The 21,932-nt window shown below is 66.7% G+C and carries 17 protein-coding genes; 5 read left to right on the top strand and 12 right to left on the bottom strand.

The window, feature by feature from the left end; all coding sequences use genetic code 11:
* Window positions 1-237 precede the first annotated feature (237 nt).
* A complete protein-coding gene (locus K0S66_RS09510; protein ID WP_301075115.1) occupies window positions 238-714 on the top strand; it encodes a pyridoxamine 5'-phosphate oxidase family protein in 477 nt (158 codons plus the stop codon).
* 51 nt (window positions 715-765) lie between these two features.
* Here K0S66_RS09510 and phaZ read toward each other — a convergent pair whose 3' ends face one another.
* Window positions 766-1,983: a polyhydroxyalkanoate depolymerase gene (gene phaZ, locus K0S66_RS09515; protein ID WP_301075116.1), complete on the bottom strand. Its 1,218-nt coding sequence runs from the start codon at window positions 1,981-1,983 to the stop codon at window positions 766-768.
* A 130-nt stretch (window positions 1,984-2,113) separates the two neighbouring features.
* Between phaZ and K0S66_RS09520 the strand changes: the two genes are divergently transcribed.
* Window positions 2,114-3,892, top strand: a complete 1,779-nt coding sequence (locus K0S66_RS09520) for an ABC transporter transmembrane domain-containing protein (RefSeq protein ID WP_301075117.1) — start codon at window positions 2,114-2,116, stop codon at window positions 3,890-3,892.
* Window positions 3,893-3,902: 10 nt separating this feature from the next.
* Window positions 3,903-5,063, top strand: coding sequence for a saccharopine dehydrogenase NADP-binding domain-containing protein (locus K0S66_RS09525; protein WP_301075118.1), 1,161 nt, complete (start codon window positions 3,903-3,905; stop codon window positions 5,061-5,063).
* A gap of 66 nt (window positions 5,064-5,129) precedes the next feature.
* On the opposite strand, the gene K0S66_RS09530 is transcribed toward K0S66_RS09525, so the two are convergent.
* Genes K0S66_RS09530 through parE form a run of 3 tightly spaced genes read right to left on the bottom strand, consistent with a single transcriptional unit; the run spans window position 5,130 to window position 9,725 of the window.
* Complete coding sequence (locus K0S66_RS09530; RefSeq protein WP_301075119.1) at window positions 5,130-5,441, bottom strand: hypothetical protein; 312 nt, start codon at window positions 5,439-5,441, stop codon at window positions 5,130-5,132.
* Window positions 5,441-7,714, bottom strand: a complete 2,274-nt coding sequence (locus K0S66_RS09535) for a VacB/RNase II family 3'-5' exoribonuclease (protein ID WP_301075120.1) — start codon at window positions 7,712-7,714, stop codon at window positions 5,441-5,443. Before K0S66_RS09535 ends, K0S66_RS09530 begins: the two co-directional genes overlap by 1 nt.
* Window positions 7,715-7,745: 31 nt before the next feature.
* Entirely contained in the window at window positions 7,746-9,725 is a 1,980-nt protein-coding gene (gene parE, locus K0S66_RS09540) for a DNA topoisomerase IV subunit B (protein ID WP_301075121.1), read from the bottom strand.
* A 161-nt stretch (window positions 9,726-9,886) separates the two neighbouring features.
* Here parE and K0S66_RS09545 point away from each other — a divergent pair, with 161 nt between their 5' ends.
* Entirely contained in the window at window positions 9,887-10,753 is an 867-nt protein-coding gene (locus K0S66_RS09545) for an outer membrane beta-barrel protein (protein WP_301075122.1), read from the top strand.
* 146 nt (window positions 10,754-10,899) lie between these two features.
* Here K0S66_RS09545 and K0S66_RS09550 read toward each other — a convergent pair whose 3' ends face one another.
* Complete coding sequence (locus K0S66_RS09550) at window positions 10,900-11,637, bottom strand: GcrA family cell cycle regulator (RefSeq protein WP_301075123.1); 738 nt, start codon at window positions 11,635-11,637, stop codon at window positions 10,900-10,902.
* Between the two features lie 69 nt (window positions 11,638-11,706).
* Here K0S66_RS09550 and K0S66_RS09555 point away from each other — a divergent pair, with 69 nt between their 5' ends.
* The gene (locus K0S66_RS09555) at window positions 11,707-12,573 is read left to right on the top strand and encodes an ABC transporter permease (RefSeq protein WP_301075124.1); all 867 of its coding nucleotides are present in this window, start codon (window positions 11,707-11,709) and stop codon (window positions 12,571-12,573) included.
* Window positions 12,574-12,604: 31 nt separating this feature from the next.
* Here the strand turns inward: K0S66_RS09555 and K0S66_RS09560 are convergent, their stop codons facing one another.
* The 7 genes from K0S66_RS09560 to murB all read right to left on the bottom strand — a co-directional run bounded on the left by K0S66_RS09560 (window position 12,605) and on the right by murB (window position 21,930).
* Window positions 12,605-13,783 carry a deoxyguanosinetriphosphate triphosphohydrolase gene (locus K0S66_RS09560; RefSeq protein WP_301075125.1) on the bottom strand — a complete coding sequence of 393 codons (1,179 nt, stop codon included), beginning with the start codon at window positions 13,781-13,783 and terminating at the stop codon, window positions 12,605-12,607.
* Window positions 13,780-16,056 carry an SPOR domain-containing protein gene (locus K0S66_RS09565; RefSeq protein ID WP_301075126.1) on the bottom strand — a complete coding sequence of 759 codons (2,277 nt, stop codon included), beginning with the start codon at window positions 16,054-16,056 and terminating at the stop codon, window positions 13,780-13,782. Before K0S66_RS09565 ends, K0S66_RS09560 begins: the two co-directional genes overlap by 4 nt.
* Window positions 16,057-16,187: 131 nt before the next feature.
* Window positions 16,188-17,723: a cell division protein FtsZ gene (gene ftsZ / locus K0S66_RS09570; RefSeq protein WP_301075127.1), complete on the bottom strand. Its 1,536-nt coding sequence runs from the start codon at window positions 17,721-17,723 to the stop codon at window positions 16,188-16,190.
* Between the two features lie 108 nt (window positions 17,724-17,831).
* Window positions 17,832-19,091, bottom strand: coding sequence for a cell division protein FtsA (gene ftsA / locus K0S66_RS09575; protein ID WP_301075128.1), 1,260 nt, complete (start codon window positions 19,089-19,091; stop codon window positions 17,832-17,834).
* A 51-nt stretch (window positions 19,092-19,142) separates the two neighbouring features.
* On the bottom strand, window positions 19,143-20,072 hold the full coding sequence (locus K0S66_RS09580) for a cell division protein FtsQ/DivIB (RefSeq protein ID WP_301075129.1): 930 nt from the start codon (window positions 20,070-20,072) through the stop codon (window positions 19,143-19,145).
* A complete protein-coding gene (locus K0S66_RS09585) occupies window positions 20,069-21,034 on the bottom strand; it encodes a D-alanine--D-alanine ligase (RefSeq protein WP_301075130.1) in 966 nt (321 codons plus the stop codon). Before K0S66_RS09585 ends, K0S66_RS09580 begins: the two co-directional genes overlap by 4 nt.
* Window positions 21,001-21,930: a UDP-N-acetylmuramate dehydrogenase gene (gene murB, locus K0S66_RS09590; RefSeq protein ID WP_301075131.1), complete on the bottom strand. Its 930-nt coding sequence runs from the start codon at window positions 21,928-21,930 to the stop codon at window positions 21,001-21,003. Before murB ends, K0S66_RS09585 begins: the two co-directional genes overlap by 34 nt.
* Window positions 21,931-21,932 lie beyond the last annotated feature (2 nt).

Consider the following 21,932-nt stretch of genomic DNA (forward strand, 5'->3'; position numbering starts at 1 on the left):
CACGATGTGCGTTGGCGGCGGCATGGGCGCAGCAGGCCTGTTCGAAGTCCTGTGATCCCCAGCGTCGGGGCGGCCGATTGAGCCCGCCCCAACGCTGCCATGACCGATCATCAGAAGCCCCGGTCGCCGCAGCGACCGGGGCTTTTGTTTGTGCGCCCGCTGGCCGCGTGACGCGGCGGCGCAACCAACCGTGTCGCGCCTCGTTCTTCGGCTTGATCCAAAGCAGGAGAGAGTCGCATGGCCGATAAGGACAGTCCGCAGGAAGTCGCCGAAACGTTCCTGAAGAAGCTTGAAGACAGCCCCTATGTGATGATTGGCCTGATGGACGGCCAGCATTCCGAACCGATGAGCGTGAAGCTTGACGAAGCGCAGCCGAACACGCTGTTCATCTTCTCCGCGCACGACAATCGCATCGCCAAGGGTGGTGAGGCCATGGCGCAATTCGTCGGCAAGGGTCATGACTTCTTTGCCTGCCTCGCCGGCCGCGTCTCGCAGGAGACCGATCAGGCGACTTTCGACAAATTGTGGGACAATCAGGTCGAGGCCTGGTTCCCGAACGGCAAGGCCGATGCGCGGCTGAACCGCTTCGACATCACCTCAGCTGAACTGTGGGAAACCGACGTATCGATCGGCGGGCGGCTGAAGATGCTGTTCGGCGGCACGATCAACTCCTCCGAATCCTCGAGCCACGCCAAGGTGGGCTCGGTCGCCTGAGGCCCGCGGGGCGGTTTCGACCGCCCCTTCCGCCTTTGCGTCGCCGCCCCGTCAATCGTGGGCGGCGATCCACTCCTCGACGATCGGCGCGATCCGATCACGCCACTTTGATCCGTTGAAAATGCCGTAATGGCCGACGCCTTCGGCCATATAGTAACGCTTCTTCTCTTCCGGCAGCTGCGTCGCGATCGTCAGCGCCGCCTTCGTCTGGCCAAGCCCCGAGATATCGTCGCGCTCGCCCTCGATCGCCAGAATGCCGATGTCCGTGATCGCTGCCGGATCGACCGCGCGCCCGCGGTGAGTCATCACGCCGCGCGGCAGGGCATGCGCCTGGAACACCTGATCGATCGTCTGCATGTAATATTCCGCCGTCATGTCGCAGACGGAGCGATATTCGTCGTAGAAATCCTTGGTCGCGTCCGCGCTTTCGCCGTCACCGCGGACGAGATGTTTGAACATTTCCCAATGGCTCATCATGTGATTGCCAAGGTTCATCGTCATGAAGCCGGTGAGCTGCAGGAAGCCGGGATACACCCGCCGCCCCGCGCCCGGGTAAGTCGCCGGCACCGTTGCGATGACATTCTGTTCGAACCATGCGTGCGGCCGCTCGGTCGCCAGCGTATTGACCGCGGTGGGCGCCTCACGCGTATCGATCGGGCCGCCCATCATCGTCAGCGTGCGCGGGCGACAGGGGTGATCGTCCGCGCTCATCAGACATGCGGCGGCGTAGCTGGGCACTGACGGCTGGCAGACCGCGAGCATGTGCGCGCCGGGGCCGATCTTCTCCAGAAACGCGACCAGATAATCGACGTAATCGTCGAGATCGAACTGGCCGTCCGCCACCGGCACCATCTTCGCGTCGCGCCAGTCGGTGATATAGACGTCAGCGAACGGCAGCATCCGTTCCACCGTGCCGCGCAGCAGCGTCGCGAAATGCCCCGACATCGGCGCCACGATCAGCAGCCGGGGGCCGCTCTCCACCCCCTCACGCACGAACCGCTTCAACTGCCCGAACGGTAATTGGAGTACGATCTCCTCGTGCACCGGCACGTCGCGACCGTCGATCGTCGTATGGTCCAGCCCGAACGCCGGCTTGCCCCGCGCAGCCGCAGCATGGGCGAACACCTCGAGCGCGGAGGCCATGATCTGCCCGCCGCCGAAATAGGCGAATGGGTTTGCCGGGTTCTGAAGCATTCCCGCGCCAAGATTGGCCATTACGCTGGCCCCTGCGAGCAGCGAACGCTGGAACTCATAGGCATCGTAGAGCATCGGGTATCCTCAAACGCAACGATCGCTCCGGCACCATATAGCTATTGTGCACCCGCACAACGAAGCATTGATCCGATTGAACAAGATGGTGGCCGTTGAGCCACACCGGCCCGGCTGCTAGGTGCCGCGCATGGCCAGCAAAGCGTCGGTGGAGCCGCAACCAACCCGCCGGATCGGCAACCTCGCCCTCGTGTGGCGGCACGCGAAGCGATATCCGTTGCAGATCGCTGCCGCCTGGGCCGCGCTGGCGGTAACCTCGGCGGCGACGATCGCGATCCCGTACAGCTTCAAACGGATCATCGACCGCGGCTTCGCGGCAGATGGCGGCGCAGCGGTGGCCAGCGCGTTCCATTATATGCTGATGATCGTCGCTGTGCTGGCGATCGGCACGGCGATCCGGTTCTACTTCGTCTCCTGGCTGGGTGAGCGAGTGGTGGCGGACATCCGCGAGACGGTGCAGCGCCATTTGCTGAGCCTCAGCCCGCGCTTCTTCGAGGAAAATCGCCCGTCGGAGATCGCCTCGCGCATGACCGCCGACACGGCGCAGATCGAGATGGTGGTCGGCACTACCGTGTCGGTCGCGCTGCGCAACGCGTTCACCGGGATCGGCGGGCTGATCTACCTGTTCGCGATCTCACCCAAACTGGCAGGGCTGCTGTGCCTCGGCATCCCGCTGGTGATCCTGCCGATCATGCTGCTGGGGCGGCGGGTCCGCACCTATTCGCGCACGTCGCAGGACCGGGTCGCCGACGTGGGGTCGATGGTGACCGAGACGCTGGGCGCGATGAAGATCGTCCAGGCATTCGGGCAGGAGAAGCGCGAGAGCGACCGCTTCACCGGCGCGGTCGAAGCGACCATGGTGGCCGCGCAGAAGCGCATCATGCTGCGTGCGCTCATGACCGCGATCGTCATCGCGCTGGTCTTCGGATCGATCACGCTGGTGTTGTGGGAAGGCGCGACGGACGTGGCCGCGGGGCGCATCTCGGGCGGGTCGATCGCTGCGTTCGTCCTGACGGGCGGGATCGTCGCCGGCGCGTTTGGCGCGCTGACCGAAGTATATGGCGAGTTGCTGCGCGGCGCCGGGGCGGCCGGACGGCTGGCGGAACTGCTGTCGGAGACGCCAGAGATTGCCGCGCCGGCAACCCCGGTAGCGCTGCCCGAGCCGCCGCAAGGCGCGGTGACATTCGAGCATGTCGAATTCCGCTATCCCACGCGACCAGACACCGCCGCGCTGCACGATTTCTCGCTGGCCGTGTCGCCTGGTGAGACGGTGGCGCTGGTGGGCCCCTCGGGGGCGGGCAAGACCACCTTGTTCCAGTTGCTTCAGCGCTTCTACGATCCGTCGAACGGCCGCCTGATGGTTGATGGTGTCGACCTGCGCGACGCCGATCCCGCCGCCATTCGCGCCCGAATCGCCATGGTGCCGCAGGAAACGGTGATCTTCGGCGCGTCCGCCCGCGACAATCTGCGCTACGGCCGCTGGGAGGCCAGCGACGCCGAATTGTGGGCGGCGGCGGAGGCGGCCAATGCCGCGGCATTCCTGCGCGACCTTCCCGACGGGCTCGACACATTCCTTGGCGAAGGCGGCGCCCGTCTATCGGGCGGCCAGCGGCAACGGGTTGCGATTGCGCGCGCGCTACTGCGCGATGCGCCGATCCTCCTGCTCGACGAGGCGACCAGCGCGCTGGATGCCGAGAGCGAGCGGCTGGTGCAGGAAGCGCTCGAGCGGTTGATGGCGGATCGCACCACTTTGGTCATTGCCCATCGACTCGCCACGGTACGAGCGGCCAATCGCATCATCGTGATGGACGGGGGGCGGATCGTCGAGCAGGGCAATCATGCGTCGCTAATGGCCCGCAGCGGCCTGTATGCTCGCCTCGCCAGCCTCCAGTTCAGTGAAGCCGCATAGGAGAGACATGATGACGACCGACTTCGACGTGATCGTCTATGGCGCGACCGGCTACACCGGGCGCCTGGTGGCCGAATATATCGCGCAGACCTATCCGACCGGCGTACGCTGGGCGATGGCGGGGCGTTCGCTCACCAAGCTTGAGGAAGTCCGCAGGGAGATGGGGATCGGGGCCGATGTGCCATTGATCACCGCCAACGCCGACGATCCGTCATCGCTGCGCGCGATGTGCGAGCGGACTGATGTGGTGATCAGCACCGTCGGGCCGTATCAGCTGTATGGCAGCGATCTGGTGGCGGCCTGCGCCGCCACGGGGACCGCCTATGTCGACCTGTGCGGCGAGCCGGCGTGGATGCGCCAGATGATCGACGCGCATGAAGCCGAGGCGAAGCGCACGGGCGCACGCATCGTCTTCTCCTGCGGGTTCGATTCGATCCCGTTCGACCTCGGCGTGCTGACGCTGCAGGAAGCGGCAATCGAGCGGTTCGATCGTCCGGCGCCGCGCGTGAAATGCCGCGTGCGCACGATGAAGGGCACGTTCTCGGGCGGCACGGCGGCGAGCCTGAAGGCCACGCTGGCGGCAGCGGCGCGCGACCCGTCGCTCGTACCCCTGCTCGCCAGCCCGTTCGCGCTCACACCGGGCCATAAGGGACCGCATCAGCCGACCGGGCTGATCCCCGAATTCGACAACGCGATCGACGCATGGGTCGCCCCCTTCGTCATGGCGCCGATCAACACCAAGAATGTCCACCGTACCAATTTCCTGCTCGCGCAGCGGTATGGCGCCGATTTCGTCTATGATGAGATGGTCGTCACTGGCCTTGGCGAAATGGGCAAGGCGGCGGCGGAAGCGCTGACGAAGCTGAACCCGTTCGCCGACGACAAGGGGCCGAAGCCCGGCGAGGGCCCATCCAAGGAAGAGCGGGAGGCCGGCCATTACGACGTGCTGTTCATCGGCCTGATGCCCGACGGCACGCGCATCGATGCGGTCGTCACCGGCGATCGCGACCCCGGCTATGGTTCGACCAGCAAGATGCTGGCCGAAAGCGCCTTGTGCCTGGTGCGCGATGTCGAGGGCGACGGCGGCATCTGGACGCCAGGCGCATTGATGGGCGGGGCGTTGCGCGAGCGCCTGATCGCCAATGCCGGCCTGACCTTTACCGCCGGCTGAGTCACGGGATGTCGCAGGCGGGGCCACCCGCCTGCGACATCCATCCTGTGAGGTATCTTCGAGACGTCAGCGCCCGAGGGCGAGTGCCCCTGCCGCGGCAAACCCCGCGACCGCCACCGCGCCCAGCATCCGCGCCAGTTCTTCCTTGCGGAAATGGATCAGGGTGCGCTCATCGAGCCAGTAACGATCATCCCCCTCCGCCACCACGGCGCGGAACTGAACCATCCGGGCGAGCAGCCGCGCCTCGCGGCCGCTTAACTGCTCCATCCTGGTCGCATTCGCCGGCTTGATCGCACCGGCGGCGCGCAGCCGCTCCACCAGCCGATTTTGCGCGCGGGTGGTATAACGCTCCCCCAGGCGCATCACGATGTTCGCCATTATCGTTTTCCCCCCTTGTGCCGGATGTTGCCCGGCCGGCCGCGACGCTTCAGCACGCGCGGCGCATTCGGTTTCGTGCCGTCGCGCCGCTGCGGGCGACCGCCTTTCCCTTCCTCCAGTTCGAAGCGAAGCGCGCCGGAGACCGGGTTCGCATCCGCCAGCCGCAGTTTCAGCCGCATCCCCAGCGTATATTCCTCACCGCTGGTTTCGCCGACCAGGCGCTGGCCGGTTTCGTCGTAGCGGAAATATTCGTTCCCGAGATCGCTGATCGGCATCAGCCCGTCACCGCCGACGCCCTCCACAGTAGCGAAGAAGCCGAAGTTCTGGATGCCAGTGATGCGCGCATCGACTAGCTCCCCAACGCGCTCAGCGAGGAAGGCAGCGACGTACCGATCGATGGTTTCGCGTTCAGCCTCCATCGCGCGCCGCTCGAGCTTGCTGATCGTCTCGCCCAGCCGCTCGAAATCCTCGTCGCCGTTCAGCCCGCCGGGGCCGAGCCCATAGGCGCTGGAGAGCGAGCGATGGACGAGAAGATCGGCATAGCGCCGGATCGGCGAGGTGAAGTGGCCATAGGAGCCGAGCGACAGGCCGAAGTGGCCGTGATTGGCGGGCGCGTAATAGGCCTGAGTCTGCGAGCGCAGGATCTGCTCCATCACCTGCGGACGGAAGTCCGCGTCGCCGATCCGCTCGATGATCCGGTTGAAGGTCGCCGGCTTGACCACCTGGCCCAGCGCGAAGGGCACGTCGAAGGTGTCGAGATACTCCTTGAGCGCGACCAGCTTGGCGCGAGCGGGCGGCTCGTGGACGCGGTACATGACCGGCGCCTTCTTCGCCTCCAGCGCCTTGGCAGCCGCCACATTGGCAGCGATCATGTAATCCTCGACCAGCCGGTGCGAATCCAGTCGCTCACGCGGTGCGACCGACAGCAGGCGGCCCTTTTCGTCCAACGCCACCTGCCGTTCGGGCAGATCGAGCGCGAGTGGCTCCCGCTTGTCACGCGCAGCGGCGAGAAGCGACCAGCAGGCCCAGAGGTCCTTCAGCGCGGCCAGGATCTGCCGATCGTCACCGTCGCCGGCAGCGGGCGATGAGGCGTCGTCACGGCCCGATTGCAGCGGCAGCGGCGAATCCGCGTCGATGGCAGCCTGCGCATCCTCATAGGCGATGTTCTGCGCGATCCGGACCACCGCACGCGAGAAGCGCCAGGACTTGAGCGTGCCGGCCTTGCTGACCTGAAGATGGCAGACCAGCGCCGCGCGGTCCTGCCCCTCTTTCAGCGAGCAAACGTCGGCGGACAGAACCTCGGGTAGCATCGGCACGACGCGATCCGGGAAATATACCGAATTTCCGCGCAGCCGCGCTTCGCGATCGATCGCGCCGCCGGGCCGCACATAGAAACTGACGTCGGCGATCGCGATCAGCGCGCGATAGCCGCCCTCATTCAGGGGATCATCGTCCGGCGCGGCCCAGATCGCGTCATCATGGTCACGCGCGTCGGCGGGATCGATGGCGACGATCGGCAGATGAGTGAGGTCCTCCCGCCCCTCGCCCAGCGGCTGGCCGGCCACGCGCTGGGCCTCCTGCAGCGTGGCCTCATCAAAGACATTGGGGATGTCGTGCTTGTGGATCGCGATCAGCGAGAAGCTGCGCGGGGCAAATGGATCGCCCAGCCGCTCGACCACGCGCGCGGTGATCCGGGGCGGACGGCCGGTACGCTCTGCCAATACCAGATCGCCCGCCTGCGCACCGCCGGCGTCGGAGACGGGGAACTCGCGCCGCTCCTTCTTTTCGACGCCCTGGAGCCAGAGCCGGTCGCCCTCGCCGCGCAGCACGCCGATGATCTGCTCGGCCGCCGGCGCCAGCACCTTCATGGGATGGGCGACCCAGCCGCTGCCGACCTCCTCGGTCCGGGCAAGCAAGCGCATGCCGACGCCCAAGTCACCGCGCCGCCGTTCCCGCACGCGAAGCCGCGGGGCGGGAACGTCCGCCTCCCAGCGATCCGGCATCGCCCAGATATTGCCGCCATCGTCGACATCGACGATGCGCAGAACGGTCACCTTGGGCAGACCGCCCATCTTGTGGAACGCGCGGCCGGGTGCGCTGTCGATCAGCCCCTCGTCGGCCATGTCCTTCAGCAGCGCCTTGAGGCCGATCTTCTCCTGAGCGGTCAGCCCGAAGGCACGGGCAATTTCCCGCTTCCCGGCGGGAATGTCGCTAGTGGCGATGAAATCAAGGATCTGCTGGCGGCTCGGTAGCCCTGCCTTCGGTTTGCGCATCTATACTAGATAGGAACTTGCGCCCCGCGGGTCACGCGTCGATCGCTTCTTCGTCCATTCGCGCCGCATTCTCCTGAATAAAGGCGAAGCGATGGGCGGGGTTCGTACCCATCAGACGATCCACCAGATCCTTCACGCCAGCGCGTTCCTCATATTCCTGCGGCAGCGTGATGCGGATGAGACTGCGGCTTTTCGGGTCCATCGTCGTTTCGCGCAGCTGAATCGGGTTCATCTCGCCCAGCCCCTTGAACCGAGAGACTTCCACTTTCTTGCCGCGGAAAGCTGTGCGCTCGATCTCTGCGCGGTGCGCGTCATCGCGGGCGTAGAGCGACTTCGCGCCCACAGTGATCCGGTAGAGCGGCGGCTGCGCCAGATAGAGGTGACCGCGGCGCACCAGATCGGGCATTTCCTGGAAGAAGAAGGTCATCAGCAAGGTGGCGATATGTGCGCCATCGACATCTGCGTCGGTCATGATGACCACGCGTTCGTAGCGCAGATTGTCGGGACGGCATTCCTTGCGGGTGCCGCAGCCCAGCGCCTGGACGAGATCAGCGATTTCCTGATTGGCGAGAATCTTCGCGCTGGTAGCCGAGGCGACGTTCAGGATCTTGCCCCGGATCGGCAGGATCGCCTGCGTCTTGCGGTCGCGCGCCTGTTTCGCGCTGCCGCCGGCGCTGTCGCCTTCCACGATGAACAATTCAGTGCCGCCGGGTGCACTGGCCGAGCAATCGGTGAGCTTGCCCGGCAGGCGCAGCTTGCGGGAGGACGTCGCAGTCTTGCGCTTGACGTCGCGTTCCTCCTTGCGGCGGAGGCGATCGTCCATACGTTCCAGAACATAGCCCAGCAGCGCGCGGCCACGCTCCATATTGTGGGTCAGAAAGTGGTCGAAATGGTCACGAACGGCCTTTTCCACGAGGCCCGCGGCCTCCGGTGAGGTCAGCCGGTCCTTGGTCTGCGACTGGAATTGCGGTTCGCGGATGAACACGCTGAGCATCAGTTCGCTGCCAACCATGACGTCGTCGGCGGTCAGATCCTTGACCTTCTTTTCCTTCACCAGCTCGCCAAAGGCGCGCAGGCCGCGGACCAGCGCCTGGCGCAGGCCCTGCTCGTGGGTGCCGCCATCGGGGGTCGGGATGGTGTTGCAATACCAGGAATAGCTACCGTCGGACCACAGTGGCCAGGCGACCGCCCATTCGACGCGGCCCGCCTCGCCGGGAAAATCCTGCGAGCCGGTGAAGAAATCGGCGTTGGCACATTCGCGCCCGCCGACCTGTTCTCGCAGATGATCCGCGAGGCCGCCGGGGAACTGGAAGATTGCCTCCGCCGGCGTATCGTCGGTGATCAGTTCTGGCGCGCATTTCCAGCGGATCTCGACCCCGGCGAACAGATAGGCCTTGGACCGGGCGAGCCGGTAAAGCCGCGCCGGCTTGAAGAGCAGATCGGGACCGAAGATCTCCTCGTCAGGTGTAAAAGTGACCGACGTGCCGCGGCGGTTGGGCGCGGCGCCGACATTTTCCAGCGGCCCCAGCGTCTGCCCCTTCGCAAAACGCTGACGGTACAGCTGGCGATCGCGCGCGACCTCGACCACCGTATCGGATGACAGCGCGTTGACCACCGACACGCCGACGCCGTGCAAGCCGCCGCTGGTGGCGTACGCCTTGCCCGCGAACTTGCCGCCCGAGTGAAGCGTGGAGAGGATGACTTCCAGCGCGCTCTTGTCCGGGAACTTCGGGTGCGGATCGACCGGAATGCCGCGGCCGTTGTCGACGACCGTCAGGCGATTGCCCGGCGCCAGCGTGACTTCGATCCGGGTGGCATGGCCGGCCACCGCTTCGTCCATGGCATTGTCGATCACCTCGGCGGCGAGGTGATGGAGCGCGCGCTCATCAGTGCCGCCGACGTACATGCCAGGCCGCCGCCGCACCGGTTCCAACCCCTCCAGAACCTCGATCGACGATGCGTCATAGGCGGGTGAAGGAGCGGCAGCACGGAACAGATCTGGATCAGCCATGTCGTCCATATAGCAGAGGCGGAAGGCATCGCGACCTGTTGCCGCATTGCAACACATTTTCGCGGATCCCGCCCCGGGACGCGTCAACATGCATCCTTTCGACCCGCTTCGCCGTTCGGCCCCCGCATGTGTTTGTTGTGTTTGTAACGAAAGGGTAGCGTATGAAGACCTTGTTTTTGGCGGGTATTGCCGCCGCGTTTTTCGCTCCGTCGATCGCCTCTGCGCAGTCCGCCGATGGCGAAGACGGCTTCTCCGGCGTCTATATCGGCGCAGCTGGCGGCTATGATGTCCAGCCGAACGATCGTGGGTCTTCGATCCTGTTCGACACCAATCTGGACGGCCGGTTCGGCGACGGGGTGAACACCTCGGGCGGCACCAACGCGTTCGCACCGCCGGTCGGCGGCTTCTGCAACGGCCGCGCGCTTGCAGGTACGTCGCCGACGAACCCGACGAACCCGGCGGGTTGCGCCAAGGACAAGGATGGCTGGGCCTATTACGGCCGCGTGGGCTACGACTATCAGCGTGGCGGCCTGGTGGTCGGTGCCGTTGGTGAGTTCGGTAAGAGCGAGATCACCGACAGCGTTTCGGCATTCTCGACCACGCCGGCAGCGTACGTCATGACCCGCTCGATCGACTGGGAAGCATCCATCCGCGGCCGCGTGGGCTACACCCCGAACAACCGCACGCTGTTCTACGGCACGTTCGGCCCGGGCTACGCACGGATCGATCGTGAGTTCACCACCACCAATGCAGTGAACGGCTTCTCCGAATCGGGCAAGCGCAACCACTGGGGCATCACCGGCGGTGGCGGAATCGAGCAGAAGCTCACGAACAACGTCTCGCTCGGCCTCGAGTATATGTACCACCAGTATAAGGACGACGACTATCGCGTCCGTGCGGGCAACAGCGGCACGACCGCTGGGACCAACCCGTTCCTGCTGGTGAACGGCAGCGGCACCGACTTCCGTCGTAGCGACGACAAGTTCCGCTGGCACTCGATCCGCGCGACGGCGGCTTACCGCTTCTGATCGAAACACCGGTGACCGGGCAGCCCATGCTGCCGGGTCACCGATGATCTGTCCCCGCCGTGCGGAGCGACCGATCCAGGACAAGAAAAGGGCCGCAGCGAAGGATATTCGCCGCGGCCCTTTCTTATTTCAGCCTGAGCGATCGCTCAGCGCATGCGCGGACCACCGAAAGGCAGCGGCGCCGCACGACGATCACGGCGTGGCAACTGTGCCTGATAGGCATGGCCGCAATGCTCGACGCAATAAGGGAAGCCCGGGTTCACCTTGTCACCGCAGAAATGGAAATCCGGTTCACCCGGATGACCCAGCGGCCACTTGCAGACCTTGTCGCTCAGATCGAGCAGGCTGGTCTTGCCAGCGATCTCCGGCGACGGCTTCGCCGGCACCAGTCGACGGGGCGGCGCGGGCGAGCTGGGCGGCTGCTGCTCACCGGGTGCCTGGCGGACGAACCCGCCCGGCCCGACCGATCGGACCATGCGCATCGACTCGGGTGACCGCTCGGGTTCGAGCGGAGTCGTGATGGTGATTGGCTTGGGCGCCGACACCTGCGTCACCGCCGGCGTCGGCGAGGCCGCGCGGGTGGGCGGCGGAGCGGGTGGCGCCGGGGGCGGCGGCGCTGGCGGCGGCGGCGCAGGCGGTGCGGCTACGACAGGTTCGGGTGCCGGCGCCGGCGCGGCCGCAGCCGCAGCAGCGGCCGCAGCAGCCTTCGCCTCGGCATCCTTCGACACGACCGGTGACGGGCGGGACTGCAATCCCAGCCGGTGCGCCTTGCCGATCACGGCATTACGGCTGACGCCGCCCAGCGCTTCTGCGATCTGGCTGGCCGTCTGGCCGCCTTCCCACATCTTGCGCAGTGTATCGATCCGTTCCTCGGTCCAGGACATCGGTCTTGTCGTTCCTTCACTTCTTGCGCCGGTTGCAGCGAGCGGCGGCAGCGCCTACGCCATCAAGCGATGAGCAGCCACCCCCCACTTGGCCGGACGTCCGCCGACCATCACCGTTCCTTGATCAGGAGCGCGCCTGGTGTTCCGTTGATCCGCAACGTGAACTGGGGCGGCCTGAAGACCTTATATGTGAAGGAGGTGCGGCGGTTCTTCAAGGTCCAGCTGCAAACGGTGTGGGCGCCGGCGATCACCACCTTGCTGTATCTGGTCATTTTCACCGTTGCGTTGGGCGGACGAAGCGAAGTCCACGTCGGCGGGTCCACCGTTGCCTTTGCCGATTTCGTCGCGCCGGGGCTGATCGTGATGGGGATGCTCAACAATGCCTTCGCCAACGCGAGTTTCTCGCTGCTGGTAGGTAAGATCCAGGGCACGATCGTCGATTATCTGATGCCGCCGCTGTCAACCGCCGAGCTGCTGACCGCGCTGACCGGCGGCGCGGTGACTCGCGCGTTCCTTGTGGGTCTGACGGTGTGGCTGGCCATGTCGCTGTGGCCGGGGGTGCACGTAATGCCCGCGCATCCGCTGGCGGTGCTGTGGTTCGGGCTGCTCGGGTCGGTATTCCTCGCGCTGATCGGGGTGCTGACGTCGATCTGGGCCGAAAAGTTTGATCACGCCGCGGCGGTGACCAATTTCGTGGTCGCACCGCTGACCCTGCTGTCCGGCACCTTCTACTCGGTCGATCGCCTGTCGCCCGTGTTCCAGGCGATCAGCCACGCCAACCCGTTCTTCTACATCATCTCGGGCTTCCGCTACGGGTTCCTGGGCATCGCCGACTCGCCGGTCGCGCTGGGCAGCGCCGTGATCCTGGCGCTCGACATCGTCCTGGCACTGGTCTGCTACACGCTGCTGCGGCGCGGGTGGCGGCTGAAGAACTAAGCCGGGCGCGGCCGCGGCGATACAATAGCGGTCAGAAGCCCTCGGGCATGTCGATCGGCCCGATGACTCGCCCATATTCGCGCACGGCATAGCGATCGGTCATGCCCGCGATGTAATCGGCGATGTGCCGGCTGAGGCCCGGTTCATCGCCGGGCAGCGTGCTCCGCCACTCCGCGGGCAGCGTCTCCGGATCAGCGCGGAAAGCGGCGAACAGGCCCGCCACGATCTGATGGGCAGCCTCAGCGGCCTCCAGTTGGCGCGGGTGGTGGTACAGGTTGGCGTACATGAAGCGCTTCAGGTCGCGCTCGGCCGTGCGCATCGTATCGGAAAAGGCGACCAGTGCCCTGCCCGCGGCGCGGACATCGTCGACGCTCTGGACGCCGGAGCCCTCGATGCGGGCCCGCGTCTCGGCGATCAGATCGTTGACCATCACGCCGATCTGGCTGCGGACGAGTTCGCGCGCCTGGCGACGTTCGCTGACATCGGGGAACAGCGATCGGACGCGATCCCAGCCGGACGCGACGAGCGGCACCGCGAGAAGCTGCTCGACGCACAGCAGCCCGGCGCGCAACCCATCATCAATGTCATGATTGTCGTAGGCGATGTCGTCCGCCAGTGCCGCGACCTGCGCCTCGAGGCTGGCGTAGGTGCCCAGTTCGAGCTGCGCCTCCTCATCGGCCAGCCGAAGCGCCCATCCCGGGTGGCGGGCGGGGCCGTTGTGCTTAGCCAGCCCCTCCAGCGTGTCCCAGGTGAGGTTCAGGCCATCGAAGCGGGGATAGGCGCGCTCGATCCGCATCAGTGTGCGCAGCGTGTGGCCATTGTGATCGAACCCGCCAACGTCGATCATCGCCGCCTTTAGCGCATCTTCACCAGCGTGGCCGAAGGGCGGATGGCCGATGTCGTGCGCCAGGCACAAGGCTTCGGTCAGATCCTCGTTCAGTGCCAGGGCACGCGCGATGGTGCGGCCGATCTGGGCGACCTCCAGACTGTGGGTGAGCCGGACGCGGAAGTGATCGCCGTCGGGCGCCAGAAAGACCTGCGTCTTGTGACGCAGGCGGCGGAACGCGATCGAGTGGACGATGCGATCGCGATCGCGCTGGTAATCGTCGCGCGGCCCGCGCTCTCCGGCCGCCCCGGACTTGCTTTGTTCTTTATGAAGGCGGCCTCTGCTGTGCGCCGGGTCGGAGGCCCAGGGCGCAAGCACCGTCACTTGGCGGGCAGCCTCGTCATCTTCTGGCCCTTCTCGCTGGTGAAGGTGAAGGCAGAGATCCCCTGTTTGGCCAGGGTGTTGACGAACTCGCGCGCCTCCGCATCGGTTTTGAACGGACCGGTCACGACACGATTGGTGAAGCGCAGCGGGGTCGTATAGGCCGTCTTGCCCTTCAACGCGTCCGCCTTCTTTTGCGCCGCGGCCCACGCTTTGGGCAGATCATCCTTGTTCGCGCCGCCAGCGACCTGGACCCAGGTTCGCGCCGGATCCGCCTTGGCGGCCTTGGCCTCCTCGGCAGCTTTTTTGGTCTCTTCCGCCTTCTTCGCGTCCGCAAGCTTCTTGGCGGCCGCCGCCTTGCGCTCGGCAGCGAGTTTCTTGGGATCGGGTGCGGGCGTTTTTTTTTCCTTCGCCGCGGGCGTGGGTTTAACGTCCGGCTTGGGAGACGCAACGGTTGCCTTGGCCGATGCTGGCGACGAGCTGGTCGTCGGTGTCGGCTTTGGCGCCGGCGTGTCGACGCGGGCGGGCAGCGGGTCGGGCGCCGTCGTGCCTACCGATGCGGACACGGCCGGGCGCGGCGGTTCGGGCGGACGGATGGGCGCGACGCCAAGCTCTTCGCCGGGGATGGTGATACCGGCCATGATCCGCGCCAGGATCGTATCCTCGCTGACCGCCGGGCGCGTCGGCGTCGGCGCGACGGCGGCGGAGGGGGCGCCAGGCGCGGCGGCGGTCGAAAGGGCCGTGGTGGTCGAGGGCGAGGTGACCGGCGCGCGCGTCGTGGCAGCGTAGGACGAGGGGGCAGCGCTGGGTGCCGTCGATATAGTTCCGGTCGGCGGAGACGAGACCGGCGACCGCGCGGTGGCAGCGTAGGCGGGCGGCGGGCTGGCGGGTGCTGGTGCCGTCGTGACGAAGCGCGTTGGCGCGGGCACCGAACTGGTCGACGCGCCGGCTGCGCTGCTGGTCGACGGGGCTGTCCGCGCCGGCTGCCAAGCAGGTGTCGGCGCTGCGGCGACCTGCGCGCGCGCGGGCGGCACCGTAGACGGCTTCCATGCCGGCTGGGGCGTGCGCGCGGGCGGCACCGCGGACGGAGTCCATGCGGGCTGCGGCGTGGGCGTGTACGGTGCTGCCGGTGTTGGTTGACGGCTGGCTACTGCGGCCGGCGGCGGTGATGCGAGGGCCTGTACGACCGGCTTTGACGCGGCGAATTCCACGCCGGCATAGCGCGGCGGCTGGAGCGTTTCGGCCGATTGCGGCGCCGACCCGGCCTGCTGCGCGCTTGCCAAGGCCACTGCGGGCGCGGTCGTGCGCGTTGGACGCGAGCGGGCCGCCCGGGCGTCCGCCGCGCGCTGACGCTGCTGCGCCATGGCGAGCTCGCGGGCGCGCTTTGCCTCTTCACGCGCAAGCCGGCGCTTGGTGCGCGCGTCCATCGGCTTGGCGGGGGCGGCTGCCGGAGTCGCGGCTGCGAGCTGGACCGCCGGGCGCGGCTCGGGGGCGAGAGGCGGGAGCGCAGGGGCCATGCGGGCGTCAGCCAACCGCTGCGGCGTCGCGCGCAGTTCGCCAAAGTGGACCGCGAACGCTCGGTCGATCGGCGGCAGCGCCTCAAGCCGGGTGAAGAACGGCGACAGCGCTGCCCCCATCCCCTGCGGCATCATGGTACTTGCAATCTTCTGAGCGCCCGGCACGTCGCCGGTCATCGCAAGAACAAAGGCACGCACGCGCCAGGCGCTGCGATCATTGCGGCGCAGCTGCGCGTCGATCACATCGAGCGCTTCCTTGCGACGCCCGCTGATGCCGAGCGAAAGCGCATAACGGCGCTGAATTTCCTCGTCGTCTGCTGCCTTCAGTGCGACGCGGTAATCGCGCTGGGCCCGTTCCTGTTCACCGATCAGGTCGTACGCAAGGCCGCGATCGCCGGCGAACGTTGTGGCGCTGAGGCCGTAGCCGACCGCCTGGTCGAAATAGCGCAGGGCCTCGCCCGGGCGCTGCTGAGTGACGAGGATGCGTGCCATGCCGGCCTTTACCCGGCCGTTCATCGGATCGACGTTCTCGGCGCGCTTGAACAGCGAGGCGGCGGCGTTGACGTCACCCAGCTTCAACGAGAGCTCGCCGGCGGTGATCAGCGAATTGAGGTCGCGCGGATTCGCACCGATGCGGCGCATCGCGTCGGCAAGCGCATCAGCATCGGGCGTCGCCCGGGGGACGGTCTGCACCATCTGCCCCGGGAAGCTCTGCGCGAGCGCCGGAGCCGAGCCGGCGAGGGCCGCGGCAAGAATCAAAGGGCGAGAAAAAGACATGAGCTCGTTGCGTTAGAGACGAAGCGGGATGAACGGGCAATGAGTCCCGCACCCGCCCGCGCCAAGACGCACGAGGCGGCCGACGAATGCCGGCCGCCCCAAGCTTCGGTTGGTTACTGGTTGTTCTGGCGGTGCAGGAAGCGCGGAATGTCGACCGGATCCTTGCCGTCGCCATCCTCCGCACGCGGCGTACCGCGCGAGGCGTTCTGCATCCGCTCGAACAGCGTGCCGCCGAGCTTCACGCGCGGCTGCGGGGGCACGTCCTCGGCCGCCTCGCTGCCACCCGACAGCCAGCGACGACGCGGCGCGGCTGCGGGTTCTTCCTCACCGAACACACGCGGCTGCGCGGGCGTACCCGACGCGGGCGAGGATGCGGCGGGAGTCGGCACAACCGTGTCGCTGCCCAGCAGCAGTTCGTCCGCAGCCTCGGTCTCGACCGCACGCGCGGTTGGCGACGGTTCGACCGCGGGCGTGGCGCCCGGAGTCGGTACACCACCAGCCATCGCACCAGCAGCCGCGCCGGTGGGCTGCGGTGCAGGCGCCTGCACTGATGCCGGCGCGGCGGGTGCAGCCGGCGTTGCAGCGGCGGCAGCCGCAGCAGCCGGTGCCGGCGTATCGGTACGGCGCGGTGCCGAGAAGCTGAACGCGCGCGCAGGCTCTGCCTCCGGCGTTTCGCTCTGCGGCATCGCCTCGATCCCCGTGGCGACCACGGAAACGCGAATCCGGCCTTCCAGCTCAGGATTGAACGCCGAACCCCAGATGATGTTGGCTTCGGGATCGACCAGTTCGCGAATGTGGTTCGCCGCCTCGTCCACTTCGAGCAGGCGCATGTCCTCGCCACCCGTGATCGAGATGATGACTCCCTTCGCGCCCTGCATCGACACACCGTCGAGCAACGGATTGGCGATCGCCTTCTGCGCGGCCACCAGCGCACGGTCGTCGCCGTCCGCCTCGCCCGTACCCATCATCGCCTTGCCCATCTCCTGCATCACCGAACGAACGTCGGCGAAATCGAGGTTGATGAGGCCAGGCATGACCATCAGGTCGGTGATGCCACGAACGCCCTGCTGCAGCACCTCGTCAGCAAGCTCGAACGCCTGCTTGAAGGTGGTGTTGGCATTGGCGATCAGGAACAGGTTCTGGTTCGGGATGACGATCAGCGTGTCGACGAACTTCTGCAGTTCCTCGATGCCTTGGTCGGCCGACTTTCCGCGACGCTTGCCCTCAAAGGCGAACGGCTTGGTCACGACGCCCACGGTCAGGATGCCCATGTCGCGCGCAGCCTTGGCGATGACCGGTGCGGCGCCCGTGCCGGTACCGCCGCCCATCCCGGCCGCGATAAAGCACATGTGCGCGCCCTCGAGCAGCTTTGCCACCTGCTCGATCGTTTCCTCGGCCGCTGCACGGCCGATCTCCGGCCGGCTGCCTGCACCAAGACCCTGGGTGATCTTTGCTCCCAGCTGGATCTTCTGCGGCGCGATCGACTGCTTCAGCGCCTGCGCATCGGTGTTCGCGACGAGAAACTCGACGCCCTGCACATCGGCACGCATCATGTTGGCAATCGCGTTGCCACCAGCACCACCGACGCCGATCACGGCAATCTTCGGGGTAAGCTCGTCCACGTCGGGTGCAATGAATTCGATGCCCATCGCCAATTTACTCCGTCATTTCGGGCACGAAACACTGGCCCGTCATCGCCATTAATCTTAGTGCAGCATCACGACGCTGCGTGCCAGCGCAAAAGCAGCGTCGCGCAATCAATAATTTGCCTTCGCCGCCTGGAACAAACGCTTCAGCGCGCCGAGCCCCTTCTGCCGCACCACCATCTGCTGCTGCGGCACCAAGCCGCGCAGATCGACGGGATCGGAGGCGGCGAAGAACGCAAGCCCAGCGAGGGTCGCAAAACCGGGTCCGCCATGAGCGTCGGGCAGACCGACAAGGCCGCGCGGGCGGCCGACGCGCACGGTGCGGCCAAGCACCTGCTGCGCGTAATCGGCGATGCCCTTCAGCTCCGCACCGCCGCCGGTGAGAACCACCTGACGACCAACTGGGCCTTCGAACTTCAGCTCCTTCAGCGCGACCTGCACCTCGTTGATCAAATGTTCCAGCCGGGTGCGGATCACCGAGATCAGCGCCGCCTTGGTGATCTGCAGCGGATCGGTGTCGTCGTCCGCGCGACCGGGCCGAACCGCGATCATCTCGTGATTGTCGCGCGGGCTCGCGTTGGCCGAGCCGTGGAAGCACTTCATCCGCTCCGCCTGGCTGCGCGAGGTGCCAAAGGCAGAGGCGATATCGTCGGTGATGTCGCACGCCCCAACTGGGATCGATTTCAGCCCGACCAGCATCCCGCCAGCGAACAGCGAGACGTTGGTCATCCCCGCACCGATCTCTACCAGTGCGACGCCAAGGTCGCGCTCCTCCTCGCTGAGGCAAGCGAGCCCGGTAGCGATCGGCGAGGCGATAATCGACTTCACCTCCAGGTGCGCCGAGCGGACGGTGAGGTCGAGATTGCGGACCGGCGATCCATCGGCGGCGATGACATGGATGTGGACGCCGAGGCGATCGGCATGAAGACCGAGCGGCTTCTTCACGCCGGTGAGGCCGTCGAGCGTGTAGAGCGCCGGCTGCGCGTGGAGTACCATGCGGCCCTGCGGGTCGATCGCGGAGCGGCCCTCCTGCAACAGTGCGTCGATATCCTGCTGCTCGATCCGGTGGCCGTTCAGCTCCACCTCGATGAACGCCTCATCGCTGACCAGCCCGCCGGCGGAGAAGCCAGCCCAGACATTCTCGATGTTGAAGCCGGCAATCCGCTCGGCCTGTGCAACCGCCTCGCGCACGGCGACCTCGGTCAGCGCCATGTCGGCGATATAGCCGCGCTTCACGCCTTTCGATTCGCGCTGGCCAGTACCCAGCACTACCAGTTCGCCGCCATCGCCGCGCTGGGCGATCATCGCGGATACCTTCGACGTACCGATATCGAGCGCGGTGATGATGCCTTCCGGTGCCGCTTTCGCCATACCCTGTACCCCTGTTCCCTGCCCCGAGAATGTGGCCGATTTGCCCGTATTCTAGACTTCGTCGATCCGTGCCAGTCGCGCGCTCTGGATAGCGGGTCCCGCGCCGGCACCCGCGCCGGATTCCGGCACCGGCTGCTCCATATCCGTCCCAGGTTTTCGCGCCACCAGCTTCGCCGGGTCGCGCATGTCGAAGCGCAGCCACCCTTTGCCCAGCAGCGAGCGGGCGCCATCAAGCTCAGCGAACTTGACCAGCGCGGCGGCGGCACCTTCCTGCGGCAAGGCCAGTGTCTCGCCAGTGTCGAAGGTGAGATCCCAACGGCGATTTCCGACCCAGCTTGCCGCCTTGATCCGCGGCTTCAGCGCCGGTGCGGCAGCGAGCAGACGCTGATAATTCGCCTCCTGCCGATCCGCGCCGGGGCCGATCACGAGCGGCAGATCGGGCATATTGTTGCGATCAACTGGCTCCAGCGGCACGCCCTTCGCATCGATCAGCGTCAACTGGCCGCCATTTTGCCAGATTGCCGCGGGTTCCCGCTCGACGATATGGATGAGCAAGCGATCGGGCAGCCGGCGCGAGACATAGGCGTCGGCGATCCAGCCATAGGCGAGCAGCCGATCGCGAATGAGGTTGAGGTCGACGCGCAGCATCGCCTTTGGCTGATCCTCCAGCGCGACGGCATAGACCGTTTCCCGGTTCATTCGCTTGATGCCGGTGATGTCGACGCCCTCGACATTGAGGCCGAGCCGGCCCGTGCTGTCTGCCACGGCGGTGCCAATGGTCGCCGGCACGCCGAACCAGGAAGCAGTGGCGAGCGCCGCAGCGCCGCCGAGCCCAAGGATCGACCATGTGACCGCGCGGCGCAGAGCGGCTTCGCTGAGCGGCAAGGCCGCGATCAGCCGGTCGCCGAGCGACTTCTTCGGCGGGCCGCGCCGCACCGTCGGCCGGCGCTGCGGCGCGCCGCGGGTGATCGAGCGGCTCATCCCCTCACCTCTTCCTTCATCGCTTCGTCGACGATCGCCTGGACGAGTTCGGGATAGCTGATACCGAGGTGGCGCGCCTGCTCGGGCACCAGGCTGAGCGGTGTCATGCCGGGTTGGGTATTCACCTCCAGCAGGAACAGACCCTCGACGCCGCGCTCGTCGTCCCAGCGGAAATCGGCGCGGCTGCACCCCTTGCAGCCCAGCAGCTCGTGCGCGCGCAGGGCCAGCGCCTTGCACGCCTGGGTGATCTCATCCGGAACCGGCGCGGGGAAGATGTGCTCGGTCAGCCCGTCGGTGTACTTGGACTCGTAGTCGTACCAGCCCAGCTTCGGGCGCAATTCGGTGACGCCTAGCGCCTTGTCGCCGAGCACGGCGGTGGTGAGTTCGCGGCCGCGCACATAGGGTTCGGCGAGAAGCGAATCGAATTCCTGCCACGGCCCTTTGGCGTCGCGACTGATCGGGTCGCCATAATTGCTCTCCGCGGTGACGATCGCGACGCCGACCGACGAGCCTTCATTTACCGGTTTCAGCACATAAGGACGCGGCAGCGGATCGGCGAGGTGGAGCTCCTCGGTCGTGACGATGCGCCCGCCGGGCATGGGAATCCCCTGCGGCACCAGCGCCTGCTTCGTCAGCACCTTGTCAATCGCGATGACCGAAGTGGCGAGCCCGCTGTGGGTATAGCGCAGCCCCATGATGTCCATCAGGCCCTGGATCGAGCCATCCTCGCCCGGCGTGCCGTGGAGCGCGTTGAACACGAGATCGGGCGCCGCCTCAGCCAGCCGCATGGCGACATTGCGATCCATGTCGATCCGGGTGACGCGGTGGCCGAGCGACTCGAGCGCATCGGCGATGCCGGCGCCGGACGAGAGCGAGACTTCGCGTTCCGCCGACCAGCCGCCCATCAGCACGACGATATGCAATTGGCTCACGATGCCACCCCCACACGCTGGATTTCCCATTCGAGGGTCACGCCGCTCTTCTCCTTCACGCGCCGACGCACGTCTTCGCCCAGCGCCTCGATATCGGTGCTGGTCGCCTGCCCGAGATTGAGCAGGAAGTTGGTATGTTTCTCGCTGACCTGAGCGTCGCCGCGGCGCAGGCCCCGGCAGCCGGCCTCGTCGACGAGCGCCCAGGCCTTGTGGCCGGGCGGATTCTTGAAGGTCGAGCCGCCGGTCTTGGAACGAAGCGGCTGCGACGCCTCCCGGCTGGCGGCGATGCGGTCCATCTCGGCCTGGATCGCGACGGGATCGCCGGGTTCGCCGCGGAACGTCGCACCGACGACGATCGCGCCGTCGGGCAGTTCCGAATGGCGATAGCTGTAATGAAGGTCGGCGGCGGGCAGCGTCACTTGTTCGCCAGAGCGAAGCACCACGTCGCATTCGACCAGGATGTCAGCCGTCTCGCGGCCATAAGCGCCGCCGTTCATGCGCACAAAGCCGCCGACAGTCCCGGGGATCGAGCGGAGGAATTCGACGCCGGCGACGCCTGCGTCGCGCGCGGTGGACGACACCAGGATGCCGCTGGCGCCGCCGCCGCAGCGGAGCGTGGTGGCGTCGATCGCCTCGACCTTCGCGAAGGGCTTGCCCAGGCGCACGACCACCCCCGGTACGCCGCCGTCGCGGACGATCAGGTTGGACCCGAGACCGAGCGGCATCACTGGTACCGCGGGGTCAAGGTTCGCCAGGAACTTGGCCAGATCGTCGACATTGGCGGGCTCGAACAGCCATTCGGCCGGCCCGCCCGACTTGAACCAGACCAGTGGGGCGAGCGGCGCGTTTTGCGTCAGGCGACTTTGCACCGGCGCCCGCGTGGGCGCGGCATCTTCGGTGCCCGGGGCGGGCGTGTTGTCGTCCATCG

It is taken from the genome of Sphingomonas sp., from assembly GCF_029239295.1.
GTDB lineage: Bacteria > Pseudomonadota > Alphaproteobacteria > Sphingomonadales > Sphingomonadaceae > Sphingomonas.